Here is an 18,364-nt window from a genome sequence, read left to right as displayed (position 1 = left end):
ATGGCACAGACCGCGATTTCCTTTCACTTTTTCCGGGGGGGCACGTCGCGTGGCCCCTATTTCCGGCGTGAGGATCTGCCGGAAGACCGCGAGACGCTGGCGCGTGTGCTGGTGGCTGCGTTGGGGTCTGGGCACCGGCTGAACATCGACGGCCTCGGCGGCGGGGCGGCCGTGACGACCAAGGTTGCGATGTTGTCGCGCTCAGAGGTCGAGGGCTGCGATATCGACTATTTCTTTGCCCAAGTCAGCGTCGAGGACGGGCTGGTCGATTTCAAGCCGACCTGCGGCAATATCCTGTCGGGCGTCGGCCCTGCCGCGCTGGAGATGGGCCTGATCGCGCCGCAGGGCGAGGTGACGCGCATCCGCATCCGCTCGGTCAACACCGGCGCCAAGGTCGAAGCGGTGGTGCGCACGCCGGGCGGGCAGGTCGAATACGCGGGTGAGGCGGCGATCGACGGCGTGCCGGGCACCGCGGCGCCGATCTATCTGAATTTCATGGATGTCGTCGGCTCGGCCACCGGGGCCTTGCTGCCGACGGGGGCCTTGCGCGATGTGATCGACGGGATCGAGGTGACCTGCATGGATGTCGCCATGCCGATCGCCATTGCCCGCGCCACAGATTTCGGACTGAGCGGTTACGAAACGGTTGAGGAACTGGACGCGAACCGTGATTTCTATGCCCGGATGGAACCCATCCGGCGCGAGGCCGGGCGGCGGATGGGGCTGGGCGATGTGTCGCAATCGGTCACACCGAAATTCGCGCTGCTCGCCCCGCCGCGCGCGGGAGGCACGATCTGCGCGCGCTATTTCATGCCGTGGAACTGTCATCCGACCATGGCGGTGACCGGGGCGCAATGCCTGGCCTCCTGCGTGCTGACGCCCGGCACCGTGGCCGAGGGGCTGTTCACCGCGCCCGAGGGCGTGCCCGCGCTGGTGCTGATCGAGCACCCCGGCGGCGTGATTGATGTCACGGTCGATTACCAGACCGGCCCCGAGGGCTTTACCCTGAAATCCGCCGGCCTTCTGCGCACCGCACGGCTCCTTGCACGCGGCGAGGTCATGGTGCCAGAGGCCGTCTGGGGGGGGAAATGAAGGTTCATGTCCTTGATGACTGGGCTGACACGCTGCGACATCTGCCCTGTTTCAACAAGCTTTCGGGGCATGACGTCACTGTTTGGACAGATCGCGTGGCGGGGCCTGCGCTGGTTGAACGACTGAAGGAAGCCGAGGCGATCTGCCTGTTTCGGGAACGCACCCGCATCACCGCTGAATTTCTGGCCGAACTGCCGAACCTACGGCTGATTTCGGGGCGCGGGGCATGGCCGCATGTCGATGTGGCGGCCTGCACTGCCCTTGGCGTGGCTTTTGCCAGCCGAAAATCCGACGACGCGCCCAACCATGCGGCGGCCGAATTGACCTGGGCGCTCATTCTGGCGGGGCTGCGCGATCTGCCGGGGCAGATGGCGGCAGCCAAGGCGGGGCGCTGGCAGCAGGGCGTGGGCCGCAGCCTGCGCGGGCGCACGATCGGCATTTACGGCCACGGGCGCATCGGGCAACTGGTCGCGGGCTATGCGCGGGCCTTTGGAGCGCAGGTGATCTGGTGGGGGTCTGACGCGGGGCGGGCGCGGGCGCGCCTTGCGGGCGGCGAGGTGCCCGAAAGCCGGGCCGAATTCTTTGCCCGCTCGGAAATTCTGACCCTGCATCTGCGCCTGACGCCAGAGACCGCGGGCATCATCACCGCCGAGGATCTGGCGCAGATGCCGCCCGGCGCGGTTCTGGTCAATACCGCGCGGGCGGGTCTGATCGCGCCCGGCGCGCTGCTGACCGCACTGGATGCCGGGCGGCCCGAAATCGCCGCGCTGGATGTCTTTGACACCGAGCCTTTGACCGATCCCGCCGACCCGCTGTTGTCGCACCCCCGCGTGATCGCGACGCCCCATATCGGCTTTGTCACGGAAGACGAGTTCGACCTGCAATTCGCCGAGGTCTTTGATCAGGTGAACGCCTTTGCCGCAGGCCACCCGATCAACCTTGTCACCCCTTCCGGCGCCTGATCCCGATCAGCCGCGCCGCGATGGGCGCGCCGAGGATCACCACGACGATGCGCGTCAGGTGATGCAGGATGACAAAGCCCAAATCAGCCCCCGCCACCAGCGCGAGCACGGTCATTTCCGCCTGCCCGCCGGGGGCGAAGGCCAGAAACCCCTCGACCGGATGGGCAAGGCCGCTGAGCGTGACGATCTCGGTGAAGATCGCGGCCAGCACCGCCAGAAGCACGACGAAGGCCAGCCCCGACAGGATGAAGCTGCGCAGCTCACGCAGGGTGACGCCGACATATTGCACGCCAATCCCGAGCCCGATGAACAGCTGCGCCGCCCAGATCGCCTCGGCGGGCGGACGGCTGTGGATCAGCCCCGTGAGCGACAACACGGCGGTCACGATCATCGGCCCGAGGATCGAGGCGCCGAACAGGCCGACCCGTTCCGCCCCTTTCCAGCCGACCAGCGCCGCCCCTGCCATCAAGATCAGCTCGCCCAGCGGCAGATCGGCGATCGGCGCGCCAACCGCCCCGGTCAGCCCCGCGCCGCAAAGCCCGGTCAGGATCATCGGCGCCAGCGTCACGATCACCAAGACCCGCGTCGCGTGGATCAGCGCCAGCGCCCGCCCGTCACCCCCGGCTTCGGTGCCGAAGATCACCATGTCCTGCAACCCGCCCGGCATCGCCGCATACCAAGAGGTCACCGGATCATAGCCCAGCCGGCGAAAGAACGGCACACCCACCAGACCGATTAGCACGACATAGACCGGCACCAGCGCCACACTGCCCGCCATCTGCGGGATGCGCCCCACCACCTCGGGGGTGATCGAGGCGCCGACCGCCACGCCCAGAATGGTGCGCGCCGCGACCGAAACCTGACCCATCCCGCGCAGCGGTGCGCCCGCCAGTGCGGCGATCAGGCAGGCGGTCATTGGCCCGAACAGGAACGGCAGCGGCAGGCCGAGCAGCTTGAACACCGCCGTTCCCGCAACTGCGAGGCCAAGGGTCATGACGCGCCGGATCACAGGCCGGGATCGAAGGGAAGTGGTCACGTCGGAACTCCTTGCACGATATTGTATCCCAATGTATACATCCGGACACAATATTCACAAGCGAGTCGATTCATGGCTGACGAGACCGAGATCCCGCAGGGCCAGAGCGCCTATCGCCGTCTCCTCGACGAGATCCGCAGCGGTGCCCTGTCGCCCGGCGCCCGGCTGCGCGAGATCGAACTGGCAGAGCGGCTGGGCATCAGCCGCACCCCGGTGCGCGAGGCGATCCGCCAGCTGGAATCCGACGGGTTGGTGGCACATCTGCCGCGTCAGGGCGCGACGATCCGCAGTCTGGATCACGCCGAGGTGGTCGAGCTTTACGAGATGCGCGCCGTATTGGAAGGCACGGCGGCGCGGCTGGCGGCGCGGGCGGCCTCGAATATCGAACTGACGGAACTGGCGTCGCTGAATTCCGAACTGGCGGCGGCGCCAGCGGGCGCGCAAGCGCGCGAGATCAACCGGATATTCCACCGCACCCTGATCGAGGCGGCACGCAACCGCTTCCTCATCAAGGCGATGAGCGCGCTGCAAAAGACCCTGCTGATCTTGGGTCCGACGACCCTGGCCGAACCCGAGCGCGCCGCATCGGCGGTAAGCGAACATGCCGCAGTGCTTGATGCGCTGTTGGCCCGCGATGGCGCGGGCGCCGAAGCCGCGATGCGCGTCCATGTCGAGGCTGCGCTGTCGGCCCGAATCCGCGGCATGCGCGGGCGTGATTTACCGATGGAGGACGAGGCATGAAAGATTGGCCCGAGACATTTGATCTGGCCGTCGTGGGCGGCGGCAATGCCGCTCTTTGCGCGGCGATCACCGCGGCCGAGGCGGGTGCCAGCGTGTTGATCCTGGAAGGTGCGCCCAAGACCTATCGCGGGGGCAACAGCCGCCACACGCGCAACTTCCGCTGCATGCACAAGGGACCGATGTTCCCGCTGACCGACGCCTATGAGGAAGAGGAATACCTGCACGACCTGATGCTGGTGACCAAGGGCAAGACCGACGAGGGGCTGGCGCGGATGGCGATCCGCTCGTCCGAGGAATGTCTGCCGTGGATGATGGCGCATGGCGTGCGGTTTCAGCCGTCGCTTTCGGGCACACTCAGCCTGTCACGCACCAATGCCTTTTTCCTTGGCGGCGGCAAGGCGCTGGTGAATGCCTATTACAATACCGCCGAGGATCTGGGCGTGAAGGTTGCCTATGACGCGCAGGTGACCCATGTCCACCGCGAGGGTGATCGCATCACCCATCTGGACACCGAAATCGCGGGCCGCCCGGTGACGGTGAAGGCGCGGGCCTTCGTGCTGGCCTCGGGCGGATTTCAGGCCGATATCGACTGGCTGGCGCGCGCATGGGGTCCGTCGGCGCGCAACTTCCTGATCCGCGGCACGCCCTACAACCGTGGCGTGGTGCTGCGCGACATGCTGGACCAGGGCGCCGAAAGCGTGGGCGACCCGACCCAGTGCCACGCGGTTGCTATCGACGGGCGCGCTCCGAAATACGACGGCGGCATCGTCACCCGTCTGGACTGTGTGCCGTTCTCGATCGTGCTGAACACCAATGGCGAGCGGTTCTACAACGAGGGCGAGGATGTCTGGCCCAAACGCTATGCGATCTGGGGCCGTCTTGTCGCGGCGCAGCCCGATCAGGTGGGTTTCGCGCTGATCGACGCCAAGTCGATCGATCTGTTCATGCCCTCGGTCTTCCCGCCGGTCAAAGCCGACACGATCGAGGAACTGGCCGACAAGATGGGCCTTGATCCGCAGGCTGTGCGCGCCACGGTCGATGGTTTCAACGCCGCCTGTCGCCCCGGCAAGTTCCATCCGACCGAACTGGACGGGCTGGCAACCGAGGGCCTTGATGTGCCGAAAACCAACTGGGCGCGGCCGCTCGATACCCCACCCTATTACGGCTATCAGCTGCGCCCCGGCGTGACCTTTACCTATCTGGGGCTGAAGGTTGATGCCCATGCCCAGGTGCACAGTGCCGAAGGCTCGATCCGCAACCTCTGGGCCGCCGGTGAGATCATGGCAGGGTCGATCCTGGGCCAAGGCTATCTGGCGGGCTTTGGCATGACCATCGGGACCGTTTTTGGACGTATCGCAGGCAAGGAGGCCGCCGCGCATGTCGCTTGACCTTATTATCCCGGCCCCTTCGGCCACCGACGAGGCCCGCCGCCAGATCGAGATCTGCAATGCCTGTCGCTATTGCGAGGGCTTCTGTGCCGTCTTCCCGGCGATGACCCGGCAAAAGTCCTTCGCCGATGGTGACCTGACGCAGCTGGCCAACCTGTGCCACAACTGCCGCGGCTGCTATTACGCCTGCCAATATACCGCGCCGCATGAATTCGCGCTGAACATCCCGGCCGCGCTGGCCGAGGTTCGCGTCGAAAGCTGGGAGCGGCTGGCGCGTCCGCAGGCGCTGGCGCGGCTGTTCCAGACGCATGGCGTGGCGATGGCCGGTCTGCTGGTCGTGGCGCTGGCGGTCTTCTTCTGGGCGCTTGGCGCGCTGCGTCCGGTCGAGGGCGCAGGCTTCTATGCGCATCTGGCGCATAACACGCTGGTGGCGATCTTTGCGCCCGCCTTCGTGCTGCCGCTGCTGCTGATCGCACTGTCGGTGCGCGACTATTGGCGCGAGGTCGGCGGCGGCCGGGTGCGGCTGGCCCATCTGCTGCGTGCCTTCGACAGCGCCGCGCGGATGAAAAACCTGTCGGGCGGCCATGGCGAGGGGTGCAACTTCGAGAAGGGCGACCGTTTCAGCGATCGCCGCCGGGTGTTCCACCAACTGATGATGTATGGCTTCCTGCTGTGCTTTGCCTCGACCTCCAGTGCGACCCTGATGCATTACCTTCTGGGCCTTGAGGCGCCCTATGCGCTGATCTCGGTGCCCAAGCTGCTGGGCGTGCCGGGCGGCCTGATGATGGCAGTGGGGGCCGTGGGGCTCGGCTGGCTCAAGCTGCGCGCTGATCGCAGCCTTGGCGCGGCGCGGGTCTGGGGCGGCGAGATGGCCTTTGTGCTGCTTTTGGGCGCGGTCGCGCTGACCGGGCTCGGGCTTTATGTCGCGACCGGCTCCGCCCTTGTCGGCCCGCTGCTGGCGGTGCACCTTTCGACGGTGATGGTGCTGTTCCTGCTGATGCCGTTTTCCAAGATGGTTCACGGCTTCTACCGCCTCGCCGCACTGGTGGCGGAGGCGGGCCAGCCCGCGCCCTCAAGCGCGAACGAATGATGGCTTGTCAGAAAGCCATCGCGTGCGGTCAGCATTGAAGCATCTGGTGAAGTGCGTGCCTAAAGCGTGTGCCATTGACAAGGGCCCGCGCCTCACACGCGCCTATGGCGGCCACAGCTGCGGCTGCGCCCGCCATGGGCAAGGTCCTCACCGATGCGCCTTGCGCTTGTGTAGTCCAAGGGCGACACGATGAGGACTCGGTTGATGGTGTGGATCAGGCCGTGAAAAGATCCAGTTCCATCACCTTGGCCCAGGCCGCGACGAAATCGGCCACGAATTTCGCGGCATTGTCGGACTGGGCATAGACTTCGGACAGTGCCCGCAGTTGCGAGTTCGATCCGAACACCAGATCGGCGCGTGTGCCGGTCCAGCGCAGTTCGCCGGTCTTCCGTTCCCGGCCCTCGAAACGCGTCTGATCGGCATTGGCGCTGTGCCATTCCACGGCCATGTCGAGCAGGTTGACGAAGAAGTCATTCGTCAGTTGCCCTTTGCGCCCCGTCAGCACCCCGTCGGCAGAGCCGTTGTAATTGGCGCCAAGCACCCGCAGCCCGCCGACAAGCACGGTCATTTCCGGCGCGCTGAGCGTCAGAAGCTGGGCGCGATCCACCAGCATTTCCTCGGGCGCGGTGCGGAAATTACCCTTGGAATAGTTGCGGAACCCGTCGGCCTGCGGCTCCAGCGGATCGAAGCTGGCGGCATCGGTCTGCGCCTCGGTGGCATCCATCCGGCCCGGCGTGAATGGCACGCTGACCGGGTGCCCCGCGGCAAGGGCCGCGGCCTCCACGGCGGCAGATCCGCCCAGCACGATCAGATCGGCCAGCGAGACCTTTTTGCCGCCGGTCTGCGCGGCATTGAAGGCGGTCTGCACGCCTTCCAGCGCGGCAAGAACGCGGGCAAGCTGCGCGGGCTGGTTGACCTCCCAGTCCTTTTGCGGGGCAAGGCGGATGCGCGCGCCATTGGCGCCGCCGCGCTTGTCGGAACCCCGGAAGGTCGAGGCGGAGGCCCAGGCCGTTGCCACCAGTTCGGCGACGCTCAGGTCGGTCGCCAGAATCCGCGCTTTCAGATCGGCGATGTCGGCCGCGTCGATCAGCGCGTGATCCCGCGCCGGAATCGGGTCTTGCCAGATCAGATCCTCGGTCGGGGCTTCCGGGCCAAGATACAGCGCCTTCGGACCAAGATCACGATGCAGCAGCTTGAACCAGGCTCGGGCAAAGGCATCGGCGAACTGGTCGGGGTTCTGGTGGAACCGGCGCGCGATAGGTTCGTAGATGGGATCGAAGCGCAGCGACAGGTCCGCCGTGGTCATGAAGGGCGCATGCCGGATCGCGGGATCATGCGCATCGGGGATCATGTGTTCAGGACGAACATCCTTGGCTTGCCACTGGATCGCACCGGCCGGGCTTTTCACCTATTCCCACTCGTAGCCGAACAGCATGTCGAAATAGCCGTTGTCCCAGGTGGTCGGATTGGGTTTCCACGCCCCTTCAAAGCCCGAAGTTGTCGTGTGGATATCCGCGCCCTCTGCCGCAAGGGCGAGGGCGATGCCCCGCCCGATGCCGCGCGATCCGCCCGAGACGACTACCGTCTTTCCCGCAAGTTTCTGGGTGCTCATTGTCATCTCTCCTGTGATTTCACTGCCGCCCGAGCCGTTCGGCACCGCCGCCAAGTGCCGGACCGGCCGTCGGGTCGACGTGATCTTCGACATGGCCGATCAGGGTTTCGGTGGTCAGGATCAACGCAGCGACCGAAGCCGCATTGGCCAGCGCCGAGCAGGTGACCCGCACAGGATCGACAATCCCTGCCTCGATCATGTCGCGGAAACGGCCCTGTGCGGCATCGAAGCCATGCCCGCTTCCTGACCGGATCACCTCGGCGATGACGGCATTCGGGTCAGAGCCTGCGTTGATCGCGATGCGGGCCAGCGGGCGGGTCAGCACCGAGCGGACAAGCTCCACCCCGACCGAAACATCGCCCGAGGTTTCGGCCACCAGCGCATCCAGTTCGGGGGCGACATGGGCAAGGGCAGAGCCGCCACCCGGCACCACGCCCTCTTCCACCGCGGCCCGGATCGCATAAAGCGAATCCTCGATCAGCTGGATCTTGCGCTTCTGTTCCACCGGGGTCAGGCCGCCGGCATGGATCACCGCCGTGCCGCCCGAAAGCTTGGCCAGACGTTCGCGCAGCTTGTCTTGCTCGATGTTCGGCGGGGCGATGTCATACTGGCGCTGCACCTGCAGGCGGCGGGCCGCGATGGCCGCAGGTTCACCCGCGCCGCCGATCACCGTGGTCTGGTTGGCCGACGCCCGGACCTGACGCGCCGCGCCAAGCTGTTCGCGGGTGACATTCTCGATCTTCCTGCCCAGATCGCGGGCCAGAACCTCGCCGCCGGTAAGAATGGCCAGATCATCCATCTGCGCCTTGCGCCAGTGGCCGTATTCCGGCGGATGCACGATCAGATATTTGCCCGGCCGGGCCGCTTCCAGAAGCGTGACCACGACTTCGGGCGCGATTTCTTCGGCCACGACCAGCAGCGACCGGCCTTCCGCCTCGGCGATGCCGCGCGCGTTGTCCAGCACAGAAGGATGCAGGATCTTCTGATCAGTCAGCAGGATCAGCGGCTTGTCCAGCACCGCTTCTATTTCGTCCTGATCGGTCACCATGTGATGCGAGATATAGCCCCGCTCGAAGGACATGCCTTCGGTCACTTCCAGCGTCGTCTCGACTGTCACCGAGAAATCGGCAGTGATGATGCCATCCTCGCCCACGCGGGAATGCGCCTCGGCAACGATTTCCCCCAGACGGGGATCGGTCGCGGCGATATTCGCCACGGCACCCAGAAGGCGCGGATTGTCCTTGACCGGAACCGCCTGACGTTTCAGCGCCTCGACAACCCGGCCCACCGCCAGCTCGATGCCCCGGCACAGATCGACGGTGCGGGCACCGCGTTCGGCCTGCGTCACACCTTGCTGGATCATCGCATTGGCCAGCACGATGGCGGTGGTGGTGCCGTCCCCCGCGACCTCGTTGGTCTGCATCGACACTTCGCGCACCACCTGTGCGCCCATGTTCTCGAACCTGTCGGGCAATTCAATCTCGGTCGCGATGGAAACCCCGTCCCGCGTGATGAGCGGAGTGCCCACCGGCCGGTCGATCATCGCATTGAGCCCTTTCGGCCCCAGCGTCGGTTCGACCGCGGCGGCCAGACGAGCAACGCCACGGGCCAGTGCGCGGCGGGCCTCGACATTGTGAATCAGAAAGTTCGGCATGGATACCAGATCGAGGTGCTGGAACGGGGTGGCCGCTACCTTTGACCCGACCCCGCCGGGAGGAGCGGCGGGCACTCAGCCAACAGCAAGGAGGACACCATGACCACCAAACCGAACTGGCGCGGGATGACCCGCCGCCAGCTGATCGCGCGCAGCTTTGCCGCGGGCACCACACTGATTGTCGGCGCAGGCTTCGTTGCCGCGCCGAATGCAGCCTGGGCCTATGAGGCGGCGGCGCTGAAGCCTGAAACGCTTGCCACGCTGATCCGCATGGCGCGCGACATCTATCCGCACGATCATATCGGCGATGCTTTCTATGTCACGGCGGTGAAAGGCTATGACACCGCCGAAGCTGCGGCCGAAATCGAGGCAGGCATCGCCGCGCTGAATGCCGCGGCACAGGGCGCGGGCCATGCCAGCTATCTGGATGCCGCATGGGAGGATGACCGTGTGGCCCTGCTGCGCGGGATGGAGAAATCGGCCTTCTTCCAGAAGATCCGGGGCGGGCTGGTGACAGGGCTCTACAACCAGAAAGAGCTGTGGCCGCTGTTCGGCTATGAAGGCGAGTCCTTCAGCCATGGCGGCTACATCGACCGTGGCTTCGACGACATCGACTGGCTGTAAGGAGAACAGGACCATGGTTGCGAAATTCGACCTGAATGACGACTCGGTCGTCCTGATCATCGGCACCGGCGCGGGCGGCGGGGTGCTGGCCAACGAACTGGCGCAGAAAGGCGTCAAGGTGGTGGCGCTGAAAGCGGGCGGACGCTATCTGCCCGAGGACTACATCAATGACGAATGGGATGCCTTCGGCCAGCTGTCATGGCTTGATGCGCGGACCACTTCGGGTGACTGGCGGGTGGCACAGGATTTCTCGGGCCTGCCCGCCTGGATCGTCAAGGCTGTCGGCGGCACCACGATCCACTGGGCCGGGGCCTCGCTGCGGTTTCGTCCGCATGAATGGAAGGCCCGCACCACCTATGGCCATGTCGCGGGCGCCAATCTGCTGGACTGGCCAATCGACGCCGAGGAAATGGCGCCGTGGTATGAAAAGGCCGAGGCCAAGCTGGGCGTGACCCGCACCGGCAATTTCCCCGGCCTGCCCGGCAACAACAATTACAAGGTGCTGGAAAAGGGCGCGCTCGCCCTGGGTTACAAAGAGGTCTCCACCGGGCGTATGGCCATCAACTCGGTCGAGAATGATGACCGCCCGGCCTGCCAGCAGACCGGCTTCTGTTTCCAGGGCTGCAAATGGGGCGCGAAATGGTCGGCCGCCTATACCGATATCCCGAAGGGCGAGGCCACCGGCAACCTTGAAGTGCGGTCCAATGCGCAGGTGCTGCGGATCGAACATGATGAAAAAGGTCGCGTCACCGGCGCGCTTTATGCCGACAGAGAGGGCAACCAGCATTTCCAGAAGGCGCGCGTGGTCTGCGTTGCGGGCAATTCCATCGAAAGCCCGCGTCTGTTGCTGAACTCCGCCTCCGAGATGTTCCCCGATGGTCTGGCCAATTCCTCGGGTCAGGTCGGGCGCAACTACATGCGCCATGTCACCGGATCGGTGTATGGCGTGTTCGAAAAGCCGGTGCGGATGTGGCGCGGCACCACCATGGCAGGGATCGTGCAGGACGAGGCCCGGTTCGACCCGTCGCGCGGTTTCGTCGGCGGCTATGAACTGGAAACCCTGTCGCTGGGCCTGCCCTTCATGGCGGCCTTCCTCGATCCGGGTGGCTGGGGGCGTGGCTTTACCTCGGCCATGGATGATTACGAACGGATGGCGGGGATGTGGATTGTCGGCGAGGACATGCCGCAGGAAACCAACCGCATCACCCTGTCCTCGACGGTGAAGGACCAATATGTTCTGCCGGCGCCGAATGTGCATTTTGATGACCACCCGAACGACATCGCGATGCGCAGCCATGCCTACCGGCAGGGCGAGGCGATCTATCGTGCCGCCGGCGCCACCCGCACCTTCCCGACGCCGCCCTATCCGTCCACGCATAACCTCGGCACCAACCGGATGTCGGAACATGCGCGCGACGGTGTGGTGAACCGTCATGGCCAGACCCATGACATCCCGAACCTGTTCATCTCGGATGGCAGCCAGTTCACCACCGGCGCGGCGGAAAATCCGACGCTGACCATCGTCGCCCTCGCAATCCGGCAGGCAGACCACATCTCGGCGGAACTGTCGCGGCAGAACCTGTAAGCGTGGATCAGGGTGCATTGATCTTGTCGCCCTGCGTGTTAACGGCTCCGAAAGCGGAGCCGTGACATGAGCGATCTTTTCTGGCCGACCGACGCGCCGATGGCCGCACAAGACAGTCTCCAGCTGGTGGAGTGAGAAAGGCACATGCGCGCGGATGGTGGTCGGCTGGCTATCCATCGCCGCGACCGGGTCGGCCTTGCGTGGGCGGCGGCGAAGCATCGCTTTCACGAAGAACCGCCGACGCCTGCATCGCGCAACAGGTCTTGGTCTGGAAGGTCACGCAGGCTCTCCAGGCCGAAGGCGACGAGGAACTGTTCGGTGGTGACGAAGGTATAGGGTGCCCCTCGCCGGGGCGACCTTGGCCCTGTTCCGATCAGATCGCGGGCGTGCAAGCGCCCGATCAGGTCGCGGCTGATCTCACGCCCGAAGATGTCCTTCAGCCCGTCGCGGGTGATCGGCTGGTGATAGGCAATGGCAGCCAGCACAGCCACGTCGAATTCGCTCAGGTCCAGCCATTGATCGCCCACCTCCGCCGCGGCGCGGATCGCGGGCGCGTAGACGGCCCGCGTCCGGAACATCCAGCCCCCGGCGACCTGGGCGATCTCGAAGGCCCGCCCTTCCAGATCGGCGGCGAGATCGGCGACCAGCAGGTCAACCGAGGCCCCCTGCCCCACGACCCGCACCAGATCCTCGCGCGGCACCGGCGCGGCAGAGGCAAACAGCACCGCCTCGATCCGGCGCATCCATTCCCGCCACCGCACCTCCGGCGGCAGGTCGCGCAACGCGCGGTCTAGCGCAAGCCCCGGCCTGTCCTTCGCCATCGCTCAGACCCCGTAAAGCCGGAATGTGTCGCGCCCGGTCAGTTCGTGCACCGCGCCGAGATCGACCAGCCGGTCGCACAGCCGCCGCGCGGCGCGATCCGGCAAGGGCAGCGCAGACGGCGCGACCGCATCGCGCGTCAGGAACATGTCAACGGCGGCATCCGCCCCCTTGGCCCGAAGCTTCGGTGCGACCGCCATCACATGCGCTGCCCGACGTGCGAGATCTGCGGCAAGGCGCAGGCCCTCGACCGCCGATGAGAGCAGCGCGCGATGGCAGGCCAGCGACAATTCCTCTCCACGCTTGCGCAGGTCGGATCGTTTCAGGCCCGCGGCCAGCAGCGGCATCAGGTAATCCCGGCCAAGCGCCTGAGCCAGCGCGGCATCCGCCAGAACAAGCGCCGAAACTTCCGCATGCGGGGCCTCTGTCAACACCGCCTCCAGCACCCTTGTCACGCGACTGACCGGCGCCCCTCTCGCCACATCAAGCCATATGGCAATCTGGCGAGGTTCGAGGGCTGGCAAGGCCCGACTCAGCGCCTTGACCGAAACCGGCCGCTCCACGGCACGCCGCCAGGCCAGACAGATTTCGCCGGCCGGGCCCGGCAGGTCGCCGGGGCGCAGGAGGTGCACCGCATCCCGCAACTGCGCTGCGCGCTCGGGACGGCCAGAAAACGCGGCACAAGCTTCAGCTGCGCGAAGTGCCAGCCGGTCCCGCAACAAGGCTTGCGGCACCTTCTCCTGTCCCAGCGCAACATGCAGGTGGTTCAGCGCAGCCCCTGACAAAAACGCAACATCGTCAAGGGTTTCAGCCTGTCGCAAGGCGATCCAGGCGGGCATCCGGGAGAGCATGTCTGTGTCGTCGATGGGATCGCGCCGGGCAAATGTCATGGCTGGATCCTAAGCTGCAACGGCGCTTTTTGCCAGAGAAGACAGGCATAAGCGCCTCCGCTTGCGTATTCTCATCATGCCCAATAAGGTTGCATTATCGGACGCAAAGAAACTATGCTTTCCGGCATGACCGAAACGCGCCAGAAATCAGCCTTGGAACCGCCCGCGCACTCCGATCTTCAGGAAGGAGACGAGAGTGGTTCGCGTGAGCAGGGCACCTTTACCCTGCCCGCTCAAGTTGGCGGCTCTGGCATTCTGGACCTGCTTGTCGAAACCGCGCGGGACTATGCCCGCGCCGCCGCTTCGGAAAATACGCTGAAGGCCTATGTCAAGGACTGGGCCCACTTCGCGCGCTGGTGCCGGATGCGCGGGGCAGAACCTTCGCCCCTCTCACCGGAACTGATCGGCCTCTACATCGCCGATCTGGCCGCACCGCAGGGCAAGTCCGCTGCCCTTTCGGCCTCTTCCATCGAGCGCAGGTTGTCAGGGCTTGCCTGGGGCTACGCGCAGCGTGGCATGCAGATGGACCGCAAGGATCGCCACATCGCCACAGTTCTGGCCGGTATCCGCCGCAAGCACGGGCGGCCGCCCGTCCAGAAGGAAGCGATCCTGCCCGAGGATCTGCGCGACATGCTGGCCACCCTGCCCCATGACCTTCGCGGCCTGCGTGATCGCGCCATCCTGCTGATCGGCTTTGCCGGCGGTCTGCGCCGGTCCGAGATCGTCAGTCTGGACCACGGCAAGGATGACAAGCCCACTTCTGGCGGCTGGGCAGGGGTGCTGGAGGATGGTGTGCTGATCACCCTGCGCGGCAAGACCGGCTGGCGCGAGGTCGAGATCGGACGCGGCTCGGCCGACCAGACCTGCCCGGTCCATGCCCTGACGCAATGGCTGCACTATGCGAAAATCGACTTCGGCCCCCTGTTCGTCGCGGTTTCCCGTAACGGGCTCAGCGCCACGTCCGAACGGCTTTCCGGCAAGCATGTCGCCCGGCTGATCAAGTCCTGCGTCCGAGAGGCAGGGCTGCGCCCCGATCTGCCTGAAAAAGAACGCATCGCCCTCTTCGCCGGCCACTCCCTCCGTGCGGGCCTCGCCAGCAGCGCCGAGGTCGACGAGCGCTATGTCCAGAAGCAGTTGGGCCACGCGTCGGCCGAGATGACCCGGCGCTATCAACGCCGCCGCGACAGGTTCCGGGTGAACCTGACCAAGGCCGCCGGACTCTGACAGGTCAGCCGTCGTTCAGATAGGCCATCAGATTCTGATGCGTATGTAGGATTCGAATGATCTCTACCCCCTGCCCTTCCCGCCGATAGATAACCAGATGCGATCCGCTGGGATGGATGCGCACCGGCGGCGTAAATTCCTCCCGCTCCCGGGCCATCTCTGGATAGGCGGCAAGCAAGTCGAAGAGCGCGAAGAGGCCATCTGCATAGCGCTCGGCTTGGCCTATGCCCCAGTTCGCTGCGCCATGAATCCAGATGTCAGCAAGATCGGCTTCTGCTGCAGGCCGGATGGTCCAATTGCTACCTTGCTGCATGCCCCGCCCGCATCCGGGCCTTGAAGGCCTCGCGGTCAAGCGGACTTGCCGGTCCGCTGGCCAAGCCAACATCGACGGCCGCCTGGATCTCAGCTATCGCCTCGTGCCGCATACGGTCGCGCCGGATCAGGTCGCGGACATAGTCGCTCGAATTGGCATAGCGGCCCGACTTCGCCTGATCTTCAACCCACCTCTTCATCGGATCCGGCAGCGAGATGTTCATGGTGCCCATGGGGAGCCTCCTTTGGCATAGATATTATGGCAAACTTTGCCATCTAACAAGATGCCCCCCCTGCCCTTCCCACTCAAACCGTCGTTATTGACCATATATGAAACTGAAAACGCGCAGCCCTTCCCCCTTCTCCGGCCACAGCCTGCGCGCCGGCCTCGCCTCCACGGCTGAGGCCGAGGAGCGGCATGTGCAGAAGCAACTCGGCCATGCCAACGCCGAAATGACCCGCAGGTATCAGCGCCGCAGGGACAGGTTCAGGGTGAACATCACCAAGGCGGCGGGCCTGTGACCTCCGCGAAGGCTTCGATCACCGGGATTGGCGGTTCCCGGTCTGTTTTGGCAACGAGACCTTCGCAAGAGCAGGAGAACGCGAGACTTGAAGTGCAGATGAGAATCGGAACCCGTCGAGTCGGCTTCATCGGACGGCGGCCCACTCACTATCGAGAAAATGCCGTTCCGGTGCCTCATGTAGTCAACAGGGACACTTTCGGGCAGAATGGTTGGAAACCCGCCCCTGTTGGCAACATTGTGGATAAAATTAAGTCTTCTAAATCAGTTATTTATGGCGCTAGCTTGATACAAGCTGTAAGCTGTCGGAACGGTTTCTACCCACTATATCTATGAACTTCCGTTCCGACAGCCGCAAAATTTTCTTGCGCTCCGACCACCCTATCAGCATAGACTGGACGCAATAATCGAAAAATTCGGGCGGTTACCGTTCCTAACCCCACCGAACAGCGAGAGCGGACAGATGCCACAGGCGCTACACGAGCACCTTTTGGGCTTCGCAAAGGATCTTACCACAGCGCTCAAAGCGCTGTCAGAGAGTTCCTTTGCGCCCCACGAAGTCAAAACGCTTCGGACCTTTTCGGCCGGGGAAGCAAGCTATTACCTTACCGTCGCGGACGGTTATCTGAGGAAGGCCCACCACGAGGGCCGGATCCCTGAAGTTGAGATGGGCCCGGGCGGGCGCAGAAAGTATACCGCCGAACAGATCCATGAGATCCGGCGGGTATTAGCTTCCTCAGCAAAGAACCCCGACCAGTTCCGCCCCGGTCGACGCAGTGCTGATGACCCGACGCAGGTCATTGCCTTCGTCAACTTCAAGGGCGGTTCGGGGAAAACCTCCACCGCCATTCACGCGGCCCAGGACCTCGCGTTGCGCGGCTATCGGGTGCTCGCTGTGGACTGCGACCCGCAAGCCTCGCTAACGACCTTTTTTGGCTATCAGCCGGAGCTCGATTTTTTCGACGGCGGATCGCTCTACGATGTCATTCGTTACCGTGATCGGGAGACGGGGGAAGGGCCAAGGCCGATCACAGACGTGATCAAGCGCAGCTATTTTCCAAATCTTGATCTGGTGCCGGGCGGCATACAGGTGGCAGAGTTCGAGCATGAAACGCCTGCGGCACTGAGCAAGGGTGAACTGCCCGTATTCTTCGACAAGATCCGCTCGGCTTTGCAGGTGGTGAAGGATGACTATGATGTGGTCATCCTCGACTGTCCGCCGCAACTTGGCTACGTGACCCTCTCTGCGATCTGCGCCGCGCAAAACATCGTGATGACGATCATCCCGGAGCGCGTCGACCTCGCCTCCGCGGCTCAGTTCCTCAACATGGCGTCGTCGTTGACCGAGGTCTTGCACGAAAGTGCCGGAGTGGGCCTGTTCGACAACTTCCGCTTCTTGCTAAGCCGCTTCGACACGAATGTGTCGACCCAGGTCGATTTCGCGTCGTTCATTCGCGACCTATTCGGCGATGCCGTCATGAAATCATCCTTCCTGAAGTCCGCTGCAATCAGCGAGGCCGGGGTCTCACAGCAGACCGTGCTTGAGGTCGAGCTCGGCGAGATGCGCAACCGGAAGACCTACGAGCGGGCGATCCAATCGGTGCATGAAGTGACCGAAGAACTGCATGCAATGCTTCAGCAAAGTTGGGGGAGGGCGTGATGCGAAAGAACCTACTTGCCAACAGCCTAAAGGCAGTCCGCGACGGCAAGGCCGCAGCTGCCGAAGACGAACAGAAGCCACGGAAACTCTCGGGTGTGCTCGACGTTCAGCGCGGCCTGGATCAGCTCAGCGCCGGTGCGGCCCGTCAGATCGATCCGGCTCAAATTTCAGAAAGCGCCGTCAAGGACCGCTTCGACCTTCAGGATGGCCTAGAGGACCTGATAAACTCGATAAAGGCATCGGGACAGAAGCTTCCGGTCCTGCTCCGACGCACACCTCAGGGCCCCCTGCCCTATGAAGTGGTTTACGGTCGGCGCCGTATCGAGGCATGTCGGCAGCTCGGCATTCAGGTTCTTGCCCATATTGCAGAGCTCAGCGATCGCGAGGCGTTGATCTCCCAAGGGCTCGAGAACGCGGCGCGCCTCCAGCGCAGCTTCATTGAACAGTCAGTCTACGCAGAGCAGCTGCTGCACCACGAGTTTTCGCGCGAAGACATCATGGAGGTGCTCGCGGTAGACAAATCCACGATTAGCAGGATGCTGGGCGTGGTATCTGATGTGCCCCGCTCCATCATCGAGCGGATCGGGCCGGCACATGACTCTGGCCGCCGACCATGGCAACAGCTGCGAGAACTTCTGAAAGAGCGTTCGGACTTGGATGAGCACGCAATCAAAAGTTTGATCCCGACGGACACCTCCGACAGCAATGAACGTCTGCAGGGGCTGATCCGAGCACTCTCCCACAAGCCTGCCCCCGCTCGGCAGATCAGTGCCAAGCGGACACTTGCGGACGGCAGAATAAAGGTGGAGACAACGCGCGGCAGGATCCTCGTAAAGGCATCGGGCGAAGAGATGCTTGGCTTTGCCGCTTTCCTCGATGAGAGACTCGAACAGCTTCTCGCCGAGTTTGGAAGTCGCAAGCATAGCTGTGTTGACCACTGGTCAAAATAGGTCCGGATTGATACATAAATTGACCAGTGGTCAACAATCCGTCCCCAGAGGCCGGCAGGCTAAACTAGAAACGAGCAGGAAAGGGAGCAGACTCTAGGCAAAAAGAAACCCCCCGAAAGCGGTGATGCTTCCAGAGGGCTCCGATAGCTTGAACACCTATTTCGTAGCCCGAAAAACGAATCAGCGCAACACCGATTTTGGTGA

16 protein-coding genes and 2 pseudogenes are annotated in these 18,364 nt (G+C 64.2%); 11 read left to right on the top strand and 7 right to left on the bottom strand.

Annotation, left to right across the window (positions count from 1 at the left end; genetic code table 11):
• A complete protein-coding gene (locus D2N39_RS22590) occupies window positions 1–1,092 on the top strand; it encodes a 4-oxalomesaconate tautomerase (RefSeq protein WP_119136939.1) in 1,092 nt (363 codons plus the stop codon).
• Complete coding sequence (locus D2N39_RS22585) at window positions 1,089–2,054, top strand: D-2-hydroxyacid dehydrogenase family protein (protein ID WP_119136938.1); 966 nt, start codon at window positions 1,089–1,091, stop codon at window positions 2,052–2,054. Before D2N39_RS22590 ends, D2N39_RS22585 begins: the two co-directional genes overlap by 4 nt.
• Here D2N39_RS22585 and D2N39_RS22580 read toward each other — a convergent pair.
• A complete protein-coding gene (locus tag D2N39_RS22580; RefSeq protein ID WP_119136937.1) occupies window positions 2,035–3,048 on the bottom strand; it encodes an AbrB family transcriptional regulator in 1,014 nt (337 codons plus the stop codon). The two genes, D2N39_RS22585 and D2N39_RS22580, sit on opposite strands and share 20 nt — an antisense overlap.
• 114 nt (window positions 3,049–3,162) lie before the next feature.
• On the opposite strand from D2N39_RS22580, the gene D2N39_RS22575 reads away from it, so the two are divergent.
• From D2N39_RS22575 to tcuB, 3 genes are read left to right on the top strand one after another with little or no spacing between them, the layout of a single operon-like run.
• Window positions 3,163–3,831 carry a GntR family transcriptional regulator gene (locus D2N39_RS22575; protein ID WP_119136936.1) on the top strand — a complete coding sequence of 223 codons (669 nt, stop codon included), beginning with the start codon at window positions 3,163–3,165 and terminating at the stop codon, window positions 3,829–3,831.
• Complete coding sequence (gene tcuA / locus D2N39_RS22570; RefSeq protein WP_119136935.1) at window positions 3,828–5,219, top strand: FAD-dependent tricarballylate dehydrogenase TcuA; 1,392 nt, start codon at window positions 3,828–3,830, stop codon at window positions 5,217–5,219. Before D2N39_RS22575 ends, tcuA begins: the two co-directional genes overlap by 4 nt.
• Window positions 5,209–6,309: a tricarballylate utilization 4Fe-4S protein TcuB gene (gene tcuB / locus D2N39_RS22565; RefSeq protein WP_119136934.1), complete on the top strand. Its 1,101-nt coding sequence runs from the start codon at window positions 5,209–5,211 to the stop codon at window positions 6,307–6,309. The genes tcuA and tcuB overlap by 11 nt, the downstream gene beginning before the upstream one ends.
• 214 nt (window positions 6,310–6,523) lie before the next feature.
• On the opposite strand, the pseudogene D2N39_RS22560 reads toward tcuB, so the two are convergent.
• Window positions 6,524–7,828: pseudogene (locus D2N39_RS22560) on the bottom strand (peroxidase family protein); the annotation flags it as partial.
• A 112-nt stretch (window positions 7,829–7,940) separates the two neighbouring features.
• Entirely contained in the window at window positions 7,941–9,575 is a 1,635-nt protein-coding gene (gene groEL / locus D2N39_RS22555) for a molecular chaperone GroEL (protein ID WP_119136933.1), read from the bottom strand.
• A 99-nt stretch (window positions 9,576–9,674) separates the two neighbouring features.
• Between groEL and D2N39_RS22550 the strand changes: the two genes are divergently transcribed.
• Both D2N39_RS22550 and D2N39_RS22545 read left to right on the top strand, forming a co-directional pair.
• The gene (locus D2N39_RS22550; RefSeq protein WP_119136932.1) at window positions 9,675–10,199 is read left to right on the top strand and encodes a Twin-arginine translocation pathway signal; all 525 of its coding nucleotides are present in this window, start codon (window positions 9,675–9,677) and stop codon (window positions 10,197–10,199) included.
• Window positions 10,200–10,212: 13 nt separating this feature from the next.
• The gene (locus tag D2N39_RS22545) at window positions 10,213–11,784 is read left to right on the top strand and encodes a GMC family oxidoreductase (protein ID WP_119136931.1); all 1,572 of its coding nucleotides are present in this window, start codon (window positions 10,213–10,215) and stop codon (window positions 11,782–11,784) included.
• 224 nt (window positions 11,785–12,008) lie between these two features.
• On the opposite strand, the gene scpB is transcribed toward D2N39_RS22545, so the two are convergent.
• Both scpB and D2N39_RS22535 read right to left on the bottom strand, forming a co-directional pair.
• Window positions 12,009–12,605 carry an SMC-Scp complex subunit ScpB gene (gene scpB, locus D2N39_RS22540; protein ID WP_119136930.1) on the bottom strand — a complete coding sequence of 199 codons (597 nt, stop codon included), beginning with the start codon at window positions 12,603–12,605 and terminating at the stop codon, window positions 12,009–12,011.
• Between the two features lie 3 nt (window positions 12,606–12,608).
• Complete coding sequence (locus D2N39_RS22535; protein ID WP_119136929.1) at window positions 12,609–13,493, bottom strand: DUF1403 family protein; 885 nt, start codon at window positions 13,491–13,493, stop codon at window positions 12,609–12,611.
• A gap of 126 nt (window positions 13,494–13,619) precedes the next feature.
• Here D2N39_RS22535 and D2N39_RS22530 point away from each other — a divergent pair, with 126 nt between their 5' ends.
• Window positions 13,620–14,717, top strand: a complete 1,098-nt coding sequence (locus tag D2N39_RS22530; protein WP_119136946.1) for a tyrosine-type recombinase/integrase — start codon at window positions 13,620–13,622, stop codon at window positions 14,715–14,717.
• Window positions 14,718–14,721: 4 nt separating this feature from the next.
• On the opposite strand, the gene D2N39_RS22525 is transcribed toward D2N39_RS22530, so the two are convergent.
• Together D2N39_RS22525 and D2N39_RS22520 are read right to left on the bottom strand one after the other, a co-directional pair.
• Window positions 14,722–15,030: a type II toxin-antitoxin system RelE/ParE family toxin gene (locus D2N39_RS22525; protein WP_119136928.1), complete on the bottom strand. Its 309-nt coding sequence runs from the start codon at window positions 15,028–15,030 to the stop codon at window positions 14,722–14,724.
• Complete coding sequence (locus tag D2N39_RS22520) at window positions 15,017–15,262, bottom strand: type II toxin-antitoxin system ParD family antitoxin (protein ID WP_119136927.1); 246 nt, start codon at window positions 15,260–15,262, stop codon at window positions 15,017–15,019. Before D2N39_RS22520 ends, D2N39_RS22525 begins: the two co-directional genes overlap by 14 nt.
• A 127-nt stretch (window positions 15,263–15,389) precedes the next feature.
• Here D2N39_RS22520 and D2N39_RS22515 point away from each other — a divergent pair.
• The 3 genes and pseudogenes from D2N39_RS22515 to repB form a co-directional block, all read left to right on the top strand.
• A pseudogene (locus D2N39_RS22515) lies at window positions 15,390–15,551 on the top strand (integrase); the annotation flags it as partial.
• A gap of 462 nt (window positions 15,552–16,013) precedes the next feature.
• Complete coding sequence (gene repA / locus D2N39_RS22510; protein ID WP_088234143.1) at window positions 16,014–17,210, top strand: plasmid partitioning protein RepA; 1,197 nt, start codon at window positions 16,014–16,016, stop codon at window positions 17,208–17,210.
• Window positions 17,210–18,160 carry a plasmid partitioning protein RepB gene (repB, locus tag D2N39_RS22505; protein ID WP_119136926.1) on the top strand — a complete coding sequence of 317 codons (951 nt, stop codon included), beginning with the start codon at window positions 17,210–17,212 and terminating at the stop codon, window positions 18,158–18,160. Before repA ends, repB begins: the two co-directional genes overlap by 1 nt.
• Window positions 18,161–18,364 lie beyond the last annotated feature (204 nt).

Source organism: Gemmobacter lutimaris (assembly GCF_003570715.1).
Taxonomy (GTDB): domain Bacteria; phylum Pseudomonadota; class Alphaproteobacteria; order Rhodobacterales; family Rhodobacteraceae; genus Gemmobacter; species Gemmobacter lutimaris.
This window is presented reverse-complemented; position numbering and strand designations above follow the sequence as displayed.